The sequence below is a fragment of the Streptomyces sp. Qhu_M48 genome (genome assembly GCF_051305195.1).
Classification (GTDB): Bacteria; Actinomycetota; Actinomycetes; order Streptomycetales; family Streptomycetaceae; genus Streptomyces.
In genome coordinates this window covers 6,651,876-6,669,358 of the sequence record NZ_CP195432.1, presented here as the reverse complement: position 1 = coordinate 6,669,358, position 17,483 = coordinate 6,651,876, and the positions used below count along the sequence as shown (strand labels likewise).

The 17,483-nt window shown below is 72.0% G+C and carries 18 protein-coding genes and 2 tRNA genes; 12 read left to right on the top strand and 8 right to left on the bottom strand.

What is annotated here, in order from left to right; genetic code table 11:
• Nucleotides 1-38 precede the first annotated feature (38 nt).
• From ACRRSS_RS29790 to ACRRSS_RS29780, 3 genes are all read left to right on the top strand, one after another.
• A complete protein-coding gene (locus tag ACRRSS_RS29790) occupies nt 39-500 on the top strand; it encodes a molybdenum cofactor biosynthesis protein MoaE (RefSeq protein WP_435974140.1) in 462 nt (153 codons plus the stop codon).
• Nucleotides 501-803: 303 nt separating this feature from the next.
• A complete protein-coding gene (locus ACRRSS_RS29785; protein WP_435975530.1) occupies nt 804-938 on the top strand; it encodes a hypothetical protein in 135 nt (44 codons plus the stop codon).
• A 66-nt stretch (nt 939-1,004) separates the two neighbouring features.
• A complete protein-coding gene (locus tag ACRRSS_RS29780; protein ID WP_435974139.1) occupies nt 1,005-2,093 on the top strand; it encodes a YlbL family protein in 1,089 nt (362 codons plus the stop codon).
• A 138-nt stretch (nt 2,094-2,231) separates the two neighbouring features.
• On the opposite strand, the gene ACRRSS_RS29775 is transcribed toward ACRRSS_RS29780, so the two are convergent.
• Entirely contained in the window at nt 2,232-2,783 is a 552-nt protein-coding gene (locus tag ACRRSS_RS29775; RefSeq protein WP_435974138.1) for a PPA1309 family protein, read from the bottom strand.
• 135 nt (nt 2,784-2,918) lie between these two features.
• On the opposite strand from ACRRSS_RS29775, the gene ACRRSS_RS29770 reads away from it, so the two are divergent.
• The 4 genes from ACRRSS_RS29770 (at nt 2,919) to ACRRSS_RS29755 (ending at nt 8,234) form a co-directional block, all read left to right on the top strand.
• A complete protein-coding gene (locus tag ACRRSS_RS29770; protein ID WP_435974137.1) occupies nt 2,919-5,819 on the top strand; it encodes a UPF0182 family membrane protein in 2,901 nt (966 codons plus the stop codon).
• Nucleotides 5,820-5,864: 45 nt separating this feature from the next.
• Nucleotides 5,865-5,938 (top strand) — tRNA-Met (locus tag ACRRSS_RS29765).
• Between the two features lie 204 nt (nt 5,939-6,142).
• The gene (locus ACRRSS_RS29760; protein WP_435974136.1) at nt 6,143-8,113 is read left to right on the top strand and encodes a tetratricopeptide repeat protein; all 1,971 of its coding nucleotides are present in this window, start codon (nt 6,143-6,145) and stop codon (nt 8,111-8,113) included.
• A 47-nt stretch (nt 8,114-8,160) separates the two neighbouring features.
• A tRNA-Met gene (locus ACRRSS_RS29755) sits at nt 8,161-8,234 on the top strand.
• 128 nt (nt 8,235-8,362) lie between these two features.
• On the opposite strand, the gene ACRRSS_RS29750 is transcribed toward ACRRSS_RS29755, so the two are convergent.
• The 3 genes from ACRRSS_RS29750 to hisN form a co-directional block, all read right to left on the bottom strand.
• Nucleotides 8,363-8,782 carry a Fur family transcriptional regulator gene (locus ACRRSS_RS29750; RefSeq protein WP_435974135.1) on the bottom strand — a complete coding sequence of 140 codons (420 nt, stop codon included), beginning with the start codon at nt 8,780-8,782 and terminating at the stop codon, nt 8,363-8,365.
• A 245-nt stretch (nt 8,783-9,027) separates the two neighbouring features.
• Nucleotides 9,028-9,417, bottom strand: coding sequence for a CBS domain-containing protein (locus ACRRSS_RS29745; protein ID WP_435974134.1), 390 nt, complete (start codon nt 9,415-9,417; stop codon nt 9,028-9,030).
• 182 nt (nt 9,418-9,599) lie between these two features.
• Nucleotides 9,600-10,409: a histidinol-phosphatase gene (gene hisN / locus ACRRSS_RS29740; RefSeq protein ID WP_435974133.1), complete on the bottom strand. Its 810-nt coding sequence runs from the start codon at nt 10,407-10,409 to the stop codon at nt 9,600-9,602.
• A 175-nt stretch (nt 10,410-10,584) separates the two neighbouring features.
• Between hisN and ACRRSS_RS29735 the strand changes: the two genes are divergently transcribed.
• Complete coding sequence (locus ACRRSS_RS29735) at nt 10,585-11,232, top strand: TetR/AcrR family transcriptional regulator (protein ID WP_435974132.1); 648 nt, start codon at nt 10,585-10,587, stop codon at nt 11,230-11,232.
• Here the strand turns inward: ACRRSS_RS29735 and ACRRSS_RS29730 are convergent.
• The 4 genes from ACRRSS_RS29730 to ACRRSS_RS29715 form a co-directional block, all read right to left on the bottom strand.
• Entirely contained in the window at nt 11,124-11,447 is a 324-nt protein-coding gene (locus tag ACRRSS_RS29730) for a DMT family transporter (protein ID WP_435975457.1), read from the bottom strand. The genes ACRRSS_RS29735 and ACRRSS_RS29730 overlap by 109 nt on opposite strands.
• A 91-nt stretch (nt 11,448-11,538) precedes the next feature.
• The gene (gene rsgA / locus ACRRSS_RS29725; protein WP_435974131.1) at nt 11,539-12,552 is read right to left on the bottom strand and encodes a ribosome small subunit-dependent GTPase A; all 1,014 of its coding nucleotides are present in this window, start codon (nt 12,550-12,552) and stop codon (nt 11,539-11,541) included.
• Between the two features lie 3 nt (nt 12,553-12,555).
• On the bottom strand, nt 12,556-13,911 hold the full coding sequence (gene aroA, locus ACRRSS_RS29720) for a 3-phosphoshikimate 1-carboxyvinyltransferase (RefSeq protein ID WP_435974130.1): 1,356 nt from the start codon (nt 13,909-13,911) through the stop codon (nt 12,556-12,558).
• 20 nt (nt 13,912-13,931) lie between these two features.
• A complete protein-coding gene (locus ACRRSS_RS29715) occupies nt 13,932-14,618 on the bottom strand; it encodes a M50 family metallopeptidase (protein WP_435974129.1) in 687 nt (228 codons plus the stop codon).
• 50 nt (nt 14,619-14,668) lie between these two features.
• Between ACRRSS_RS29715 and ACRRSS_RS29710 the strand changes: the two genes are divergently transcribed.
• The 4 genes from ACRRSS_RS29710 to rsrA all read left to right on the top strand — a co-directional run bounded on the left by ACRRSS_RS29710 (nt 14,669) and on the right by rsrA (nt 17,376).
• Nucleotides 14,669-15,484, top strand: a complete 816-nt coding sequence (locus ACRRSS_RS29710; RefSeq protein WP_435974128.1) for an SOS response-associated peptidase — start codon at nt 14,669-14,671, stop codon at nt 15,482-15,484.
• 48 nt (nt 15,485-15,532) lie between these two features.
• A complete protein-coding gene (locus ACRRSS_RS29705) occupies nt 15,533-16,180 on the top strand; it encodes an alpha/beta hydrolase family protein (RefSeq protein WP_435975456.1) in 648 nt (215 codons plus the stop codon).
• Nucleotides 16,181-16,405: 225 nt separating this feature from the next.
• Nucleotides 16,406-17,062 (top strand): sigma-70 family RNA polymerase sigma factor, encoded by a 657-nt coding sequence (locus ACRRSS_RS29700; protein WP_356542875.1) that lies wholly within the window; start codon nt 16,406-16,408, stop codon nt 17,060-17,062.
• Entirely contained in the window at nt 17,059-17,376 is a 318-nt protein-coding gene (gene rsrA / locus ACRRSS_RS29695) for a mycothiol system anti-sigma-R factor (RefSeq protein WP_435974127.1), read from the top strand. The genes ACRRSS_RS29700 and rsrA overlap by 4 nt, the downstream gene beginning before the upstream one ends.
• The last annotated feature ends 107 nt before the right edge of the window (nt 17,377-17,483 follow it).

The following is a 17,483-nucleotide window of genomic DNA, read 5'->3' as shown; positions in this document are numbered from 1 at the left end:
TATTCCGGGATGCCGCGCGCGTGCGGCACGATGGGTCCATGGCACCGACGTTTGACCACCCGGGCGAGCAGGCCGCCGCCGACCCGATCAAGCTCCTCGCGATCCGGGAGACCCCGCTCTCCGTCGACGAGGTCTTCCGGGCGGTCGGCGACGACGCCTCCGGCGGTACGACGCTCTTCGTCGGCACCGTGCGCGACCACGACGGCGGAGCGGACGTCGAGGGCCTCGGCTACTCCTGCCACCCCAGCGCCGACGCGGAGCTGCGGCGGGTCGCGGAGAAGGTCGTCGCCGACTACCCGGTCCGCGCGCTGGCCGCCGTGCACCGCGTGGGCGATCTGCGGGTGGGCGACATCGCGGTCGTCGTGGCGGTCTCCTGCCCGCACCGCGCCGAGGCCTTCGAGGCCTGCCGCAAGCTGATCGACGACCTCAAGCACGAGGTACCCATCTGGAAGCACCAGACCTTCTCGGACGGCACCGAGGAGTGGGTGGGGGCCTGCTGAACCCTCGCCCCTGCCGAGGGTCCCCCGGCCGGAGGCCTAAGGCCGGGGGCCCGCTGAGCCTCCACCCCCTGCCGGCCCGGCGCGCAAGGCGGCGCGCCGACGCCGTGTAGCCGAACGCCCGATTTGCGTAACCGGCCCCCGAGCGCGAGCGTTGATCCCACAGATGACAGAGTCTGCTGATCAACTCACTGGGGATGGGAGGTCGGGATGGCAGCGCTGGCATGGTTGCTGATTCCGCTTTTCGCAGTCGTCGGCGCGGCGATATGGGGAAGCTGGGCTTCGAGGAACAAGACCATAGGTGACGTGGCCGAACTCGCCGGCTACGCCCGTTTCCGGGACGCGATGGAACGCTCCCACCCCACGGCCCCCGATGCCGCCCGTCCGGAGCGCGAACCGGCCACCGCCGCCGGTGGTGTCACCACCTCTCCGTCGAGCTGACGCGGCCCGCCCCGTACGGCCCCGCCCCACAGGTGCACCCACAGACGAGTCCCGTACTGTCGTTCCATGCCACGCCGCACCGCGACGATGCTCGCCTCCACCCTGGTCCTGATCTGTCTGCTCATCGCGGGCGTCCTGATCCCGGTGCCGTACGCGGAGATGAGCCCCGGCCCCACGGTCAACACCCTCGGCGAGGCCCGTGGAGAGCCCGTCCTGCACATCGAGGGACGCAAGACCTACCCGACCGACGGTCACCTCAACATGACGACGGTCCGCGTCACGAGCGCGGACTACAAGATGAACGCCGTCGAGGCCGTGTACGGCTGGCTGGCCCACGACAACGTGGTCGTGCCGCACGACACGCTCTACCCGGACGGCAAGACCGAGGAGCAGTCGAGTCAGGAGAACGCCGAGGAGTTCAGCCAGTCCCAGGAGAGCGCCAAGGTGGCCGCCCTGGAGGAGCTGGACATCCCGGTCGTCTCCCGGGTCGTCGTCGGCACGGTGATCAAGGGCTCCCCCTCCGAGGGCAAGCTGCACGCCGGTGACGTGATCAAGGCCGTCGACGGTGTGCCGATCACCGCGCAGGCCGAGGTGGCCAAGCAGGTCGTGAAGCGCGAGCCCGGCCAGGACGTCGAGTTCACGATCGTCCCCGCCAAGGAGGCCGCCGCAGCCGAGAAGGCGCGCAGGGAGCCGACCGTCACCAGGAAGGTGGTCATCACGACCACCACCTCCGAGGAGGGCGACCGGGCCGTCGTCGGCATCCAGGCCGGCACCGACCACGTCTTCCCGTTCACGATCGACATCAACCTGGCCGACGTCGGCGGCCCCAGCGCCGGTCTCATGTTCGCCCTCGGCATCGTCGACAAGCTCACCCCGGAGAGCCTCACCGGCGGCAGGTTCGTCGCCGGTACCGGCACCATCGACGACCAGGGCGAGGTGGGCCCGATCGGCGGTATCGAGATGAAACTGGTCGGCGCGCGCAACGCCGGCGCCCGGTACTTCCTCACCCCGGCCGACAACTGCGAGACCGCCGCCGCGGACACGCCCGAGGGGCTCACCCTCATCAAGGTGGACACCATCGACGACGCCACGAAGTCCCTGGAGAAGCTCCGCAAGGGCGACACGAAGTCCCTCCCGAGCTGCGCGAAGAGCTGACGCCGCCCGAACGGGCGGCAGCGCCCCCGGGCGGGCGGGAGCGCGGAGACGCCGAAGGGGCGCCCGGTCGACCTGACCGCGCGCCCCTTTTCCGTACCCGGGTCCCGGTACCCGAGGGGACTTCCGTGCCGCCGGGGCTCAGATCTCGAAGGTCGCCGCCAGTGCCTCGGCGAGCCCCGGCACCAGGTCGGGGCCGGTCAGGACCTCGGTCGCGGTGTCCTTCTCGCGCAGCCGGATCGCCGCCTCGCGCGCACCGCCCCGCAGCACCGCCACGGTCATCCGCACCTCCTGCCGGTCCGGGTGGGCGGCCACCCACTTGGCGAGCTGCTTCTCGTTCAGGCCCTGCGGGACCTGGGCCTCGGCCGACGGGGGCAGCATCAGCCGCTCCACCGTCATGGCGCAGCCGGCCACGGCGTCGGGCCAGGCGACGGTGCCGAGGAACTCGTCGAGGGGCTTCCCGCGCGGCAGCTTCTCCTGCTCGATCGGGGTGTAGGCGGTGGCGTCGTCACCCAGGCCCAGCTGGGAGGCGAGCGCGGGTTCCCTGGCGCGCAGCCGCGCGGTGTCGACCAGGGCGAAGAGGCGGGCCGGCTGGTCCCAGCCGAGGCCCGCCGCGTACTCGTCGATCTCGAGCACGGCGCGGGTGAGGGGGCTCGCGGCCATTGCCGGGCCGGAGGGGGAAACGTTGGACATGACCAACATCCTGCCTCCTCTACCCCTGAACACGGGAACTAGGTAAAGCCTCAGTAAGTTGCATCAGTGGGCTCTACGATCGCGGGGCCTGCTTTCAGACGCATCAACATCGAGGGGCGCACGTTGGCTTTCCAGATGCCGGACCGCGGCGGTAGCCCGTCCGGGCCAAGGATGAGAGTCGGCCGGCCGTCCCGGCGGGCCCGAACCCTGCTCATGACACTCGGGGTGCTGGCCGTGCTGGCCATGGCGTTCGTGATGTTCGCCGGGTTCTGGACGGACTGGCTCTGGTACCGCTCGGTCAAGTACTCGTCCGTGTTCACGACCACGCTGTGGACCAAGGTCGGCCTCTTCGCGGTCTTCGGCCTGCTGATGGGGCTCGCCGTGGGCCTGAACATCTGGCTGGCGTACCGGCTGCGGCCGCCGCTCAGCGCGATGTCGCTGGAGCAGCAGAGCCTCGACCGGTACCGGATGGGCCTGGCCCCGTTCAAGAAGTGGGTGCTGCTCGCGGTCACCGCCCTGGTGGCGCTGATCGCCGGCGCCTCCGCCTCCGGCCAGTGGCGGACCTGGCTGATGTGGGTCAACGGCGTGAAGTTCGGCCAGAAGGACCCGCAGTTCGGGCTCGACGTGTCGTTCTACGCCTTCGACCTGCCCTGGTACCGCTTCCTGCTCGCCTTCGGCTTCGCAGCCGCCGTCCTGTCGCTGATCGCCGCCGCGCTCACGCACTACCTGTACGGCGGACTGCGGATCACCAGCCCGGGCGCGCGCGCCACCGCCGCGGCCACCGGTCACCTCTCGGTGCTGCTCGGTGTCTTCGTGTCGCTGAAGGCCGTGGCGTACTGGCTCGACCGGTACGGCCTGGCCGTGAAGTCCAGCGACTTCAAGGCCACCGGCAACTGGACGGGTCTGCGGTACGTCGACGCCAACGCGTACCTGCCGGCGAAGACCATCCTGTTCTGCATCGCCGCGATCTGCGCCGTGCTGTTCTTCGCGACGCTCTGGCGCCGCACCTGGCAGCTGCCGGTGATCGGCTTCGGTCTGATGGTGCTCTCCGCGATCCTGATCGGCGGCCTGTACCCGGCCATCGTGCAGAAGTTCCAGGTCCAGCCGAACGAGCAGGCCAAGGAAGCGCCGTACATCCAGAAGAACATCGACGCGACCCGCAAGGCGTACGCGATCGACGGGACGAAGCCCGAGAACTACTCGGGCAAGTCGACGGTGAAGGCCAAGGACAAGCTGCGCACGGACGCCGACTCGGCGGCCAGCTACCGCGTCCTCGACCCGAACATCGTCTCGCCGACGTTCCAGCAGCTGGAGCAGAAGCGGAAGTACTACCAGTTCCCGACGACCCTGGACGTGGACCGCTACGCGGGCAAGGACACCGTCGTCGGTCTGCGTGAGCTCAACATCAAGGGCATCCCGAAGCGCAACTGGATCAACGACCACTTCACGTACACCCACGGCTACGGCGCGATCATGGCCTCGGGTACGCAGACGGACGCCAACGGCTCCCCGGTCTTCACCGAGGCCGGCCTGCCGACCACGGGGACGCTCGGCCCGTACCAGCAGCGGATCTACTACGGCGAGAAGACCGACCAGTACTCGATCGTGGGCGGCCCGCAGAAGGAGCTGGACTACGAGGAGAACGGCGAGAAGACCACCAGCTACCAGGGCAGGAGCGGGGTCAACCTCTCCAACACGTTCAACCGCGCCGCGTACGCGGTGGCCTTCAGCGAGCCGCAGATCCTCTACTCGGGGGCCATCGGCGAGGGCTCGCGGATCCTCTACAACCGCACGCCCAAGGAGCGCGTCGAGGCGGTCGCCCCCTGGCTGACCATCGACGGCGACGCCTACCCGGCGGTCGTGAACGGCAAGATCCAGTGGATCATCGACGCCTACACGACGACCAACGGCTACCCGTACGCCTCGCGCACCACGCTCGGCGACACCACGGCCGACTCGCTGACCGTCGGCAACCAGCAGCGCGCGGTCGTCGCCCAGCAGAACCAGGTCAACTACATCCGCAACTCGGTGAAGGCCACCGTCGACGCCTACGACGGCACGGTGACCCTCTACCAGTGGGACACCCAGGACCCGGTCCTGAAGACCTGGATGAAGGCCTTCCCGGGCACGGTCAAGGCGAAGGCCGAGATCAACGCCGACCTGATGCAGCACCTGCGCTACCCGCAGGACATGTTCAAGGTCCAGCGCGAGCTGCTGACCCGCTACCACGTCACCGACCCGGCGCAGTTCTACAGCGGCTCGGACGCCTGGCAGGTGCCGGACGACCCGACCAACAAGGACGGCAACGCGGTCCCGCCGTACTACCTGAGCATGAAGATGCCCGGGGACACGGCGCAGCGCTTCTCGCTGACGACGACGTTCACGCCGAGCGGGCGGCCCAACCTGGGCGGCTTCATGGCCGTCGACGCCGACGCCACCAGCAAGGAGTACGGCCGGCTGAGACTGCTCCGGGTCACCGAGGACGTGCCCGGACCGGCCCAGGTGCAGAGCAAGCTGAACGGTCTGCCCTCCGTGGCCACCTTCGTCCGGGACATGAAGGGCGCCGACTCCGACATCCAGTACGGCAACCTGCTGACCGTCCCGCTCGACGGCGGCTTCCTGTACGTGGAGCCGGTGTACGCCCAGGGACGCAACGCGCTCTACCCGCTCCTGAAGAAGGTCGCGGTGTCGTACGTGGACGCGGACCAGCCGGACGGTGACACGACCAAGGACACCACGGTGTTCGAGGACAACCTCACCAAGGCGCTCAACGCGGTCTTCGGGGTGGAGGCGCCCACCACACCGCCGCCCACCTCGCCCACGACCCCGCCGGGCACCACCGACCCGCCGCCCACCAACGACGCCGCGCTCAAGCAGGCGATCGCCGACGCGCAGAAGGCGTACGACGAGGGCGAGGCAGCCCTGGCGAAGGGCGACTGGACCGCGTACGGCAAGGCGCAGGAGGACCTGCAGGCGGCCCTCCAGCGGGCGGCCGAGGCCGGAGCGAAGCTCAAGACGACGGGATCAAGCGGCTGACCTGAGGTTTTCCACCCCGCGACCGTGGTACTGTTGGTTCACCGACGCGGGGTGGAGCAGCTCGGTAGCTCGCTGGGCTCATAACCCAGAGGTCGCAGGTTCAAATCCTGTCCCCGCTACTCAGAGGACGAGGGCCCGGATCCATAAGGATCCGGGCCCTCGTCGTGTGTCGGCGTGCGAGGGGGGCCCGAAGCGCGGTAGGGAAGGGGCGAGTTGGCGTGAGTCGTGTTTGACTTGTCTCTCTGTGGGCATGTCGACAAAACGCTGAGTGACCTCACTGGCTGCGGTATACCAGGTGTGCTCGGGTTGCGGGTGGTGCGACGATGGTATTTATGGGGGACAGGGCAACTCTGTTGGAGACAGGGCGGTTTGTGCAGCGGCACGCCAGGAACGCCGCGGACGAGATCATCGAGGCAGCGGGGGCCGTCGGTGCGGCCCTCGACACCACCGCCGAGACCGATGCCGACACCGAGAACGAGACCGAGACCGAGGCCCGCCACCGGCGAGCCGCCGAGCGTGGTGACCTCGCCTCGATGAGCGCCCTCGGCGCACTGCTCCTGCGCCGCGGCGACCTCGACGGCGCCGAGCCCTACCTGCGCGGCGCCACCGCCGAGGGCGACCGGGCCGCCGCCAACAACCTCGGGGTCCTGCTGCACCAGCGCGGCTACGCCGAAGAGGCCGCCGGCTGGTGGCGGGTCGCCGCCGTCGCCGGCTCCGCGCCCGCCGCCCACGCCCTCGGCCGCCACCACCGTGAGCGCGGCGACGAGCCCGCCGCCGAGTACTGGCTGCGCCAGGCCGCCGAGCAGGGCCACGCCCTCGGCGCGTACGCCCTCGCCGACCTCCTGGAGCACCGCAGCGACGTCGGCGCCGAGCGCTGGCTCCGTGCCGCCGCCGAGCAGGGCCACCGCGAGGCCGCCTACCGGCTCGCCGTCGCCCTGGAGCGCCGTGCCACCGAGACGACCCGGGGCCCGCACGACACCGGCACCCGGCTGCCCGTGCCCGGCGCCGGCGGGGTCGTGCCCACCGGCGCCCCCACGACCGGCACGGGGGCCGCCGCGGGGCGCGCCGCAGGCGAGCCCGGGGGAGAGCCGAACGAGGCCGAGCAGTGGTTCCGGCAGGCCGCCGCGCGCGGCCACCGGCGGGCCGCGCTCCACCTCGGCGCGATCCTGGAGCACCGGGGCGAGCTCAAGGAGGCCGGCCGCTGGTACCTCAGCTCCGCCAAGGAGGGCGAGGCCAAGGCCGCCTGCGCGCTCGGCTTCCTGCTCCGCGACGCGGGCGACGAGGAGAGCGCCGCCGTGTGGTGGCTGCGCGCCGCCCAGGACGGCGACGGCAACGCCGCCAACGCCCTGGGAGCGCTGCACGCGGCCCGGGGCGAGCAGCAGACCGCCGAGCGCTGGTACCGGGCCGCCATGGACGCGGGCGACGTCAACGGCGCCTACAACCTCGGGCTGCTCTGCGCCGCCCAGGACCGCATCCCGCAGGCCGAGCAGTGGTACCGCAGGGCCGCCTACGCGGGCCACCGCGAGGCCGCCAACGCGCTCGCCGTGCTGCTCCTCCAGGCCGGCGACGCCAACGGCGCCGAGCCCTGGTTCTCCAAGGCCGCCGAGGCCGGCAGCGTGGACGCCGCCTTCAACCTGGGCATCCTCCACGCCGGCCGCGACGACGACCGCACGGCCCTCGTCTGGTACGAGCGGGCCGCGGCGGCCGGACACACCGAGGCCGCCCTCCAGGTCGGCATCGCGGCGCTCCGGGACGGCGACGAGCGGACCGCCGAGCGGCACCTGCGCTGCGCGGCGGGCGGCGGCAGCGCCGAGGCCGCCTTCCGGCTCGCCTCGGTGCTCGACGCGCGTCGGCCCGACCCCGGCCCCGCCGTCCTCGGCGTGTCCCGGGAGGAGAAGACGGAGTGCGAGGAGTGGTACGAGCGGGCCGCCCAGCAGGGGCACCGGCGCGCCCAGGTGAGGGTCGGCATGCTCGCCGCCGGGCGCGGCGACCTGGCCGAGGCCGACCGCTGGTACCGAGAGGCGGCGGAGGCGGGCAGCCGCAACGGCGCCTTCAACCTCGGGCTGCTCCTCGCCCGTGAGGGCAGCGAGCGCGAGGCGGCCCTCTGGTGGACCCGGGCGGCCCGGGCCGGGCACGGCCGCGCCGCCCTGCGGCTCGCGCTGCTCGCGGCGCGCCGCGGGGAACTCACCGAGGGGCGCCACTGGTGCGCCCGCGCGGTGGAGCTGGGCCCGGCGGAGGTCGCCGAGCGGGCCTCCCGGCTGAGCGAGGCGCTGCACCAGGAGCTCACCGCTTAACGGATTTGCGCTGGTCGCGGGCGGTCCCGTAGAGTCAGGTCTACCGACGCGGGGTGGAGCAGCTCGGTAGCTCGCTGGGCTCATAACCCAGAGGTCGCAGGTTCAAATCCTGTCCCCGCTACTCAGTAGCAACGAGGCCCGGATCCGATCGCATCGGATCCGGGCCTTCGTCGTGTGCGCCTTCTCCGGAGGGGCGGCGGCACGCACGTGGAAGGCCCCCGCCGTGGCGGGGGCCTTCCACGTGTTCTCTCAGGCGGTGGTGGCGCAGCTCGGGCAGATGCCGCGGTAGGTGACCTCGACGTCGGAGATCGTGAAGCCGAAGCGCTCGGTGTCCGGCAGGTCGGCCAGCGGGTCGCCGCCCGGGTGGACGTCACGGATCGCGCCGCAGCGGCCGCAGACCAGGTGCTGGTGCGGCCGGTGGGCGTTGGGGTCGTACCGCTTGGCGCGTCCGTCGGTCGCGACCTCGAGGACCTCGCCGAGGGTGACCATCTCGCCCAGCGTGTTGTAGACGGTCGCGCGGGAGATCTCGGGCAGGCGCGTCACCGCGCGCGCGTGGACCTCGTCGGCGGTCAGGTGTACGTGGTCCCCGTCGAGGACCTCGGCCACGACGCGCCGCTGCGCGGTCATTCGCCAGCCGCGTCCGCGCAGTCGTTCCAACAGGTCACTCATGGAGGTCAGCGTAACAGTCGCGGGGCCCGGTCCCGAATAGGTGTGACTTTAGATGCCTGCTTGACTTGGACAAGATCCATTGTGGGATCCTGTCAGGTGTAGGTCGGGAGTCCGTACGCGGGCTCCGAGGTCGGCAAGCGGCCGGGGGCCGCGGTCCAGGCCCTGCGCGGCTGAGGACGCTTGCCGTCGGGAGGGCGGGCCGGACTCCGTACGGGGTCCGGCCCGCTTTCGTGTGTCGGGGACGCTCAGCCCGCCACGCTGTGGACCGGGACCCAGCAGCGGATGATGTCGCGTACGGAGACCATGCCGACGGGACCTCGGTCGTCGAGGACCACGAGATGGCGGAAGCCGCCCCGGGTCATCGTCTCGGCCGCCTCCGCCAGGGTCCAGGCGGGCGCGGCGAAGACGACGTCGCGGGTGGTGTGGGAGCCGGCCGTCTCCAGGTCGGGGTCCTGGTCCCTGGCGAGGGAGTTGAGGATGTCGCGCTCGGTGAGGATGCCGAGGCCGCCGGCGTCGGTGTCGAGGACGACGGCCGCGCCGACGCGGCGCGCCGCCATCAGCCGGGCCGCCTGTCGGAGGGTGTGTGCGGGGCCGATGGTGAGGACCACGGTGCTCATGGCGTCACGGACGAGCATGGGCGGAGCCACCTCCTTGGTGAATCGTTCCCGCCTTCAACGAGAAGGGATTCACAAGTTCACAAGTGGGGGGACCCTCAGAGTGACACCGGGGGAGAAGCCCGACAAGGGGGCGCGCGAGGCGCCCACGGGGAGCGACGAGGGCGCTCGGACCGGGCGCCGTCACCTCACCGGCGGGACGCTCAGGCCCGCGCCGGCTCCTGGTTGAGGTAGCTCAGCAGCTCGCCGTGGAGCAGGCCGTTCGACGCCGCCGCGTTCCCGCTGTGCGGACCGTGCCGACCGTCCAGGCCCGTGTACGTCCCGCCCGCCTCCTGCACCACGACCGCCACGGCGGCCATGTCCCACAGGGACAGCTCGGGCTCCGCGCAGATGTCCACGGAACCCTCGGCGACCATCATGTACGGCCAGAAGTCGCCGTACGCCCGGGTCCGCCAGCACGCGCGCGTGAGGTCCAGGAAACCGTCGAGACGGCCCTGCTCCTCCCAGCCGCTCAGCGAGGAGTACGCGAAGGAGGCGTCCTCCAGGGTGGCCACCTTCGAGACCCCGATCCGGGTCGCCGAGGCCAGACTCCGGCCGGTGTACGCGCCGAGGCCCTTCGCCGCCCACCAGCGCCGGCCGAGGGCCGGAGCCGACACCACGCCCACCACCGGCTGGAAGCCGGTCTCCCCGGCCTCCATCAGCGCGATCAGGGTCGCCCAGACGGGCACCCCGCGCACGTAGTTCTTCGTGCCGTCGATCGGGTCGATCACCCAGCGGCGCGGGCCCGAGCCCTCCACGCCGTACTCCTCGCCCAGGATCGCGTCGCGCGGCCTGGCCCGCTGGAGCTGCCCTCGGATCAGCTCCTCGGCCGCCTTGTCGGCCTCGCTCACCGGGGTCATGTCCGGCTTCGTCTCGACCTTGAGGTCGAGCGCCTGGAATCGGTCCATGGTGGCCGCGTCGGCGGCATCCGCGAGGACGTGGGCGAGACGCAGATCATCGTGGTAATCGGCCATGGTCGGCACTCTATCCCCGCGCGATCACCGCACGGCGAACCGTCCACCGGTGCGGGCCGACCCGCCGGGAGCCTTGACAGTGCGTGGTCGTCTGCCGACGCTGGGCACACAGCCCGTCGTCCGCCGTCGCCGGGTCACACAGCCGCACACAGGAACGTCCGGTCCGGGAGGCGCCGTGCCGACTGCCCGCGAGGCCCTGCTCGACGCCGCGCTCGGCGCGCTCGAGCGCCGGCCGTGGTCCGCCGTGCGGATGGCCGACCTCGCCGCCGCCGCCCGGGTCTCCCGGCAGACCCTCTACAACGAGTTCGGCAGCAAGGAGGGGCTCGCCCGCGCCCTGGTGCGGCAGGAGGCCGACACCTATCTCCAGGGCGTCCGGCGGCTGCTCGCCGCCCCGGCCCCGCCCGAGCGGAACCTGCTCGTCCTCGCCGAGTGGATCGTGACCCGGGCCGCCTCCCGGCCCGTGCTGCGGGCCCTGCTCACCGGCGCCTGGGACGAGCGGCTGCCCTCACCCCGGCCGGCCAGGGCGGGCGCCCGTCCGGCGGCCGTCCCCGCCCAGCGCCGGGCCGACGCGGGGCCGCCCGCGCCGGGCGAACTGGTGGCGGCGACCGCGGCCTGCGCGGGGGAGCGGGCGGCGGTCTGCGAACTCGCGGTCCGGCTCGCCCTCAGCCATGTCGTCGCGCCCGTCGTCCCCTCGGTGGAGTGGCCGGGGGACGGTCAGTGCGCGGAGCCGGACAGCTGGAGCCCGATCACCCCGGCGATGACCAGACTGATCGAGACGATCTTGAGTGTGGAGACGACGTCACCGAGGAAGATCATCCCGTAGACGGCCGTCCCGGCCGCCCCGATCCCGGTCCACACCGCGTACGCCGGACCCACGTCGAGCTTCCGCAGGGCCAGCGTGAGGAGGCCGAAGCTGCCCAGGGCGAACGCGGCGAACGCGACCGTCGGCCACAGCCGGGTGAAACCGTGCGAGAGCTTCAGACAGACCGCGAAGCCCGTCTCCAGGAAACCCGCGACCACCACCAGCAGCCACGCCATCGTCAGTGCCTCCCACGCTTCGGTGACTGCTTCGTCGCACTTGGTGCGATTATGCACTTACCGATCGTGGGTGCCCGTAAACGCGGACGGCTCAGTCGCCCTCGCGTCGCTCCCGCGTCGAGAGCAGCCGTCGCAGCGAGACGAGCCGCGCCGGATCGGCGTGCCCGTCCGCCACCCACGCGTCGAGCGCGCATTCCCGCTCGTCGTGGCTGCACGCGCGCGGGCAGTTCTCCGTCCCCGGCACGAGATCGGGGAAGGCGAGGATCACCCGGGACGGATCGACGTGGTGCAGACCGAAGGAGCGCACGCCCGGGGTGTCGATGACCCAGCCGCCCTCCTCGTCGTTCAGGGGCAGGGCGAGCGCCGAGGTGGTGGTGTGCCGGCCGCGGCCGGTGACCGCGTTGACCACACCCGTGGTCCGCCGCCGGTCCGCCGGGACCAGGGCGTTGACCAGTGTCGTCTTGCCGACACCGGAGTGCCCCACGAACGCGGTGGTCCGGCCCTTGAGGTGCTCGTGGACCCGCTCGGCCGCCACCCCGTCCACGAACTCGTCGCGCGTGGTCACCACGTACGGCACACCGAGCGCGCCGTACATGTCCAGGAGCGCGTCCGGCGGCGCCAGGTCCGACTTGGTGAGGACGAGCAGCGGGGTGAGGCCGCCGTCGTACGCCGCGACCAGACAGCGGTCGATCAGGCGGGGACGCGGCTCGGGGTCGGCGAGGGCGGTGACGATCGCCAGCTGGTCGGCGTTGGCGACGACCACCCGCTCGTACGGGTCGTCGTCGTCGGCCGTGCGGCGGAGCACCGAGCTGCGCGCGCCGATCCGGACGATCCGGGCCAGCGTGTCCTTCTCGCCCGACAGGTCGCCGACGATCGAGACCCGGTCGCCGACCACGGCGGCCTTGCGGCCCAGCTCGCGCGCCTTCATCGCGGTCACGAACCGGTCGTCGACCAGACAGGTCAGCCGGCCCCGGTCGACGGTGAGGACCATGCCCTCGACGGCGTCCTCGTGCTTCGGGCGGATCGTCGTACGGGGACGGGTGCCCTTGCGGTTGGGCCGCTGGCGGATGTCGTCCTCGTCGGTGTTCTTGTTGTAGCGCCGCATGGGTCAGGCACCGAGCATTTCGGTCCACATCCTCGGGAAGTCCGGCAGGGTCTTCGCCGTCGTCGCCACGTCCTCGATCTCCACGCCCTCGACCGCGAGGCCGATGATCGCGCCCGCCGTCGCCATGCGGTGGTCGTGGTACGTGTGGAAGACGCCGCCGTGCAGCGGGCGCGGGCGGATGTGCAGACCGTCCTCGGTCTCGGTCACGTCTCCGCCCAGCTCGTTGATCTCCTTGGTGAGCGCCGCGAGCCGGTCCGTCTCGTGCAGCCGCAGATGGGCGACGCCGCGCAGGGTGGACGGGGAGTCGGCGAGCGCGGCGACCGCGGCGATGCCGGGGGTCAGCTCGCCGACCTCGCCGAGGTCCACGTCGATGCCGTGGATCCGGCCCGTGCCGGTGAAGGTCAGACCCGCCTCGGTCAGCTCGCAGACTCCACCCATCTCGGTGAAGATCTCCCGCAGCGCGTCACCGGGCTGGGTGGTTCGCGCGGGCCAGTCCGGGACCGTCACGCGGCCGCCGGTCACCAGGGCGGCCGCCAGGAACGGCTGCGCGTTCGACAGGTCGGGCTCGACGACCAGGTCCCGGCCGCGCAGCGCGGACGGGGCGACCCGCCACACGTTCGGCTCGCCGCCGTGCTCCGGCTCGTCGACCTGGGCGCCCACCGCGCGCAGCATGTCGACCGTCATCCGGATGTGCGGCAGCGAGGGCAGCCGCGCGCCCACGTGCCGTACCTCGACGCCCTGGTTGAAGCGGGGCGCGGACAGCAGCAGGGCGCTGACGAACTGGGAGGACGAGGAGGCGTCGATCTCGACCGTCCCGCCGTCCAGGCCGCCACCGCCGTGCACGGTCATCGGGAGCGCGCCCCGGCCGTCGTCGTCGACGCGGGCGCCGAGCGCGCGCAGCGCGTCGATCACGCCGTGCAGCGGCCGCTCGTGCGAGCGGGGGTCGCCGTCGAAGCGGACCGGGCCGTCGGCGAGCGCCGCGACCGGGGGCAGGAAGCGCATGACCGTACCGGCGTTGCCGACGTCGACGGTCGCGGGGCCGCGCAGCGGGGAGGGGAGGATCCGCCAGGCCTCGCCGGAGCCGTCGGTGCCCCCCGTGACGGAGGAGCTGGACGACACGGTCTCCTCGATGCGGACGCCGAGGGTACGGAGCGCCTCGGCCATCAGGAGGGTGTCGCGGGAGCGCAGCGGGCGGCGGAGCCAGCCGGGTTCCGAGGCGAGCGCGGCCAGGACCAGGGCGCGGTTGGTGACCGACTTCGATCCGGGCACGGTGACGGTCGCGTCGACGGCACCGCGGGCGTACGGGGCGGGCCAGAGATCGGTGGACGGATCGGTGTGCGCGGAAGCTGCTGCGGTCATGGACTCACTGTACGGGGGAGTCAGTGGCCCAGGAGCCAGCGCCCGCCGCCGATCAGGGCACAGATCGCGACCGCGTGGAAGAAGGACAGCCACACCCCGGCGGGCACGTGGGTGAGCCGCGCGAGCTGGTCCGCGTCCGAGTCGGGGGCGCCGCCGTGGCGCCTCTTGGCCTGGAGTTCGAAGGCCGGCCGGACGCCGCCGACGAGCAGGAACCACACCGCCGCGTACGCGAAGGCGCCCTGGACCTCGGGGCCGGCCAGCAGGGAGACGAGGAGGAAGGCGGCGCTCGTCAGGAGGACGGTGAGGATGCCGTACGCGTTGCGGACCATCACGAGCAGCGCGAGGAGCAGGGCGGTGGCGATCCACAGGAGCAGGGTGACGTGCCGGGTGCCGAGCAGGGCGGCGCCGCCGAGGCCGAGCAGCGGGGCCGCGGGGTAGCCGGCGGCCAGCGTGAGGACCACACCGACGCCGGTCGGACGGCCCCGGCTCACGGTCAGTCCGCTGGTGTCCGAGTGCAGCCGGATCGCTTCGAGCCGCCGGCCGGTGGCGAGGGCGACGAGCCCGTGACCGCCCTCGTGGGCGATGGTGATCGCGTTGCGGGCCGGCAGCCAGAGGGTGCGGAGGACGACCAGGGCCAGCGCGCACGCGGCGGTGGCGTAGACGATCCACTCGTCGGGGGCGGGCTGGGTGCCGAGGATCTCTGTCATGGGTCGGACGGCTCCTCGGTCGGGTTCGGGATCGTGGCAGTGTGGCACGCATGTGCGGACGGTATGCGGCGAGTCGGCGGCCCGAGGACCTCGTCGACCTCTTCGGGATCGAGATGAGAGAGCCGGAGGAGACTCTGGCCCCGGACTGGAACGTGGCCCCCACCAAAGAGGTCTGGGCCGTTCTGGAGCGTCCTCTGAAAGACGCAGAGTCCCGGCGTCCGGTTCGCCAGTTGCGCGCGCTGAGATGGGGCCTCGTGCCGTCCTGGGCGAAGTCGCCGGAGGGCGCCGCCCGCATGATCAACGCGCGCGCGGAGACCGTGGACGAGAAGCCCTCCTTCAAACGGGCCTTCGCGGCCCGCCGGTGCATCCTGCCGGCCGACGGCTACTACGAGTGGGTAACCGGGGCGGGGGAGCGGGACCTGGAGGTCGAGGGGAAGCGGAAGCGGGCCCGCAAACAGCCGTACTTCGTGACCCCGGCGGACGGCTCGGTCTTCGCGATGGCCGGGCTCTACGAGTTCTGGCGCGACCCGACGCTTCCCGACGCCCACCCCTCCGCCTGGTGGGTGACCTGCTCGGTGATCACCACCGAGGCCGAGGCCGGGCCGCTCGCCGTGGCCCCGGCCGAGGGCCCGCACTCGCTCGCCGAGATCCACCCCCGGATGCCGCTGATGCTGACGGAGGACCGCTGGGACGCCTGGCTCGACCCGGCGCGCACCGGCCCGGAAGAGCTGCGCGGGCTGCTCGCCGCGCCGCCGGAGGGGCTGATGCGGGCCTACCCGGTGGCGACGGCGGTCAGCAACGTCCGGAACAACGGCCCCGGACTTCTGACGGAACTGGAGGGCCCGGAGGAGGCCACGCTCTTCTGAGCGGCGTTCCTCCCCCGGGCCGGACGGCAGGATGGGGGCGTGACCGACGTGACACAGATCGAGACCGTTCCCACCGACGCCGGTGAGGCCCGCGTCACCTGGCACGAGGCGGCGGCGCCGTACGTCGTGCTCGCCCTCGGCCACGGTGCCGGCGGTGGCATCGAGGCCCGCGACCTCCGGGCCCTGGCCGCCGCGCTGCCCTCCCGGGGCGTGACCGTCGCCCTCGTCGAGCAGCCCTGGCGGGTCGCGGGCAAGAAGGTCGCGCCCGCGCCGAAGACCCTCGACACCGGCTGGCGCGGACTCTGGCCGGTCCTCGCGCGGCCCGGCCTCCCGGTGGTCGCGGGCGGCCGCAGCGCCGGCGCCCGCGTGGCCTGCCGCACCGGCCGTGACCTGGGCGCACCCGCCGTCCTCGCGCTGAGCTTCCCGCTCCACCCGCCGGGCAGGCCGGAGAGGTCCCGCGCCGATGAACTCCTCGGCACCGGACTGCCGACCCTCGTGGTGCAGGGCGGCAACGACCCGTTCGGACGCCCCGACGAGTTCCCGGACGGCCCGTACGACCTGGTCGAGATCCCGTTCGGGGACCACGGGTTCGCCCTCCCGAAGCGGGCGCCGCTCGGCCAGGACGAGGCCGTGGAACAGCTCGTCGAGGGGGTCGCCCGATGGATCTCCGGGCTGTTCCCGGAACGGGAATGCTGAGCCGGGGACCACTGTTGTTCCGTGCGTCGGTGTGAGAGCAAGGAAGAGGGAGTCCGTCGCATGGGTTCGACCATCTGCCCGGAGCGTGCGCAGGCCGCTGACCTCGACTGGACAGTCCTGCCCGCCCCCAAGGGCGGCCCGATTCGGGCGGCGGCCGGAGGGGTTCCTCGTCTATCCTCCGAAACGAGCGGGTCCGCCCTCGGGCTCGCCGCGGCGCTGGAGGAGGTGGGTCCGGTCACTGGGACCGACACAGGGACCGACGACGGCCCCGAGGAGACGACCGGGGAGCGCAACGCGCGCTTCGAGCGGGACGCCCTCGGCTACCTCGACCAGATGTACTCGGCCGCGCTGCGCATGACGCGCAACCCCGCGGACGCGGAGGACCTGGTGCAGGAGACCTACGCCAAGGCGTACGGATCCTTCCACCAGTTCCGTGAGGGTACGAACCTCAAGGCCTGGCTGTACCGCATCCTCACCAACACCTTCATCAACTCGTACCGCAAGAAGCAGCGTGAGCCCCAGCGCAGCGCCGCCGAGGAGATCGAGGACTGGCAGCTCGCCCGCGCCGAGTCGCACATGTCGACGGGGCTGCGCTCCGCCGAGTCGCAGGCCCTCGACCACCTGCCCGACTCCGACGTGAAGGAAGCCCTCCAGGCGATTCCGGAGGAGTTCCGCATCGCCGTCTATCTCGCGGATGTCGAGGGCTTTGCGTACAAGGAGATCGCGGACATCATGGGGACACCCATCGGTACGGTGATGTCCCGACTGCACCGGGGACGCCGCCAGCTGCGCGGCATGCTCGAGGACTACGCTCGCGACCGCGGGCTGGTACCCGCGGGCGCCGGAGAGTCGTCGAACGATCTGAAAGGCTCGGGCTCATGAGCTGCGGAGAGCCGCACGAGACGGATTGCTCAGAGGTCCTGGACCATCTCTACGAGTTCCTCGACAAGGAGATGCCCGACAGCGACTGCACCAAGTTCGAGGTGCACTTCGAGGAGTGCTCCCCGTGCCTGGAGAAGTACGGCCTCGAACAGGCGGTGAAGAAGCTCGTCAAGCGCTGCTGCGGCAGTGACGACGTCCCCACCGACCTGCGGTCCAAGGTCATGGGCCGGATCGACCTGATCCGCTCCGGACACCTGGTGCCCGAGCAGGAGATCGCGCCGATCGTGCCGACGACCCCGGCCACCCAGGAGTAACGCCCCCCAGCGGGAACGGAGGCCGTCGCGGCGAGACCGCGGTGGCCTCCTTCGTATATCAGCTTGTATCACCCGATGGTGCGAATCGGCGCCACCGAGCCGCCCCG

What these genes read in the sequence shown, in the direction of transcription:
- ACRRSS_RS29750 (WP_435974135.1), bottom strand. Translation starts at nt 8,782, where the DNA reads ATGAGTGACCTGTTGGAACGACTGCGCGGACGCGGCTGGCGAATGACC.
- ACRRSS_RS29770 (WP_435974137.1), top strand. Translation starts at nt 2,919, where the DNA reads ATGCCGGACCGCGGCGGTAGCCCGTCCGGGCCAAGGATGAGAGTCGGC.
- ACRRSS_RS29775 (WP_435974138.1), bottom strand. Translation starts at nt 2,783, where the DNA reads ATGTCCAACGTTTCCCCCTCCGGCCCGGCAATGGCCGCGAGCCCCCTC.
- hisN (WP_435974133.1), bottom strand. Translation starts at nt 10,409, where the DNA reads ATGGCCGATTACCACGATGATCTGCGTCTCGCCCACGTCCTCGCGGAT.
- rsrA (WP_435974127.1), top strand. Translation starts at nt 17,059, where the DNA reads ATGAGCTGCGGAGAGCCGCACGAGACGGATTGCTCAGAGGTCCTGGAC.
- rsgA (WP_435974131.1), bottom strand. Translation starts at nt 12,552, where the DNA reads ATGCGGCGCTACAACAAGAACACCGACGAGGACGACATCCGCCAGCGG.
- ACRRSS_RS29745 (WP_435974134.1), bottom strand. Translation starts at nt 9,417, where the DNA reads ATGCTCGTCCGTGACGCCATGAGCACCGTGGTCCTCACCATCGGCCCC.
- ACRRSS_RS29730 (WP_435975457.1), bottom strand. Translation starts at nt 11,447, where the DNA reads ATGGCGTGGCTGCTGGTGGTGGTCGCGGGTTTCCTGGAGACGGGCTTC.
- ACRRSS_RS29760 (WP_435974136.1), top strand. Translation starts at nt 6,143, where the DNA reads ATGGTATTTATGGGGGACAGGGCAACTCTGTTGGAGACAGGGCGGTTT.
- ACRRSS_RS29790 (WP_435974140.1), top strand. Translation starts at nt 39, where the DNA reads ATGGCACCGACGTTTGACCACCCGGGCGAGCAGGCCGCCGCCGACCCG.
- aroA (WP_435974130.1), bottom strand. Translation starts at nt 13,911, where the DNA reads ATGACCGCAGCAGCTTCCGCGCACACCGATCCGTCCACCGATCTCTGG.
- ACRRSS_RS29715 (WP_435974129.1), bottom strand. Translation starts at nt 14,618, where the DNA reads ATGACAGAGATCCTCGGCACCCAGCCCGCCCCCGACGAGTGGATCGTC.
- ACRRSS_RS29780 (WP_435974139.1), top strand. Translation starts at nt 1,005, where the DNA reads ATGCCACGCCGCACCGCGACGATGCTCGCCTCCACCCTGGTCCTGATC.
- ACRRSS_RS29710 (WP_435974128.1), top strand. Translation starts at nt 14,669, where the DNA reads ATGTGCGGACGGTATGCGGCGAGTCGGCGGCCCGAGGACCTCGTCGAC.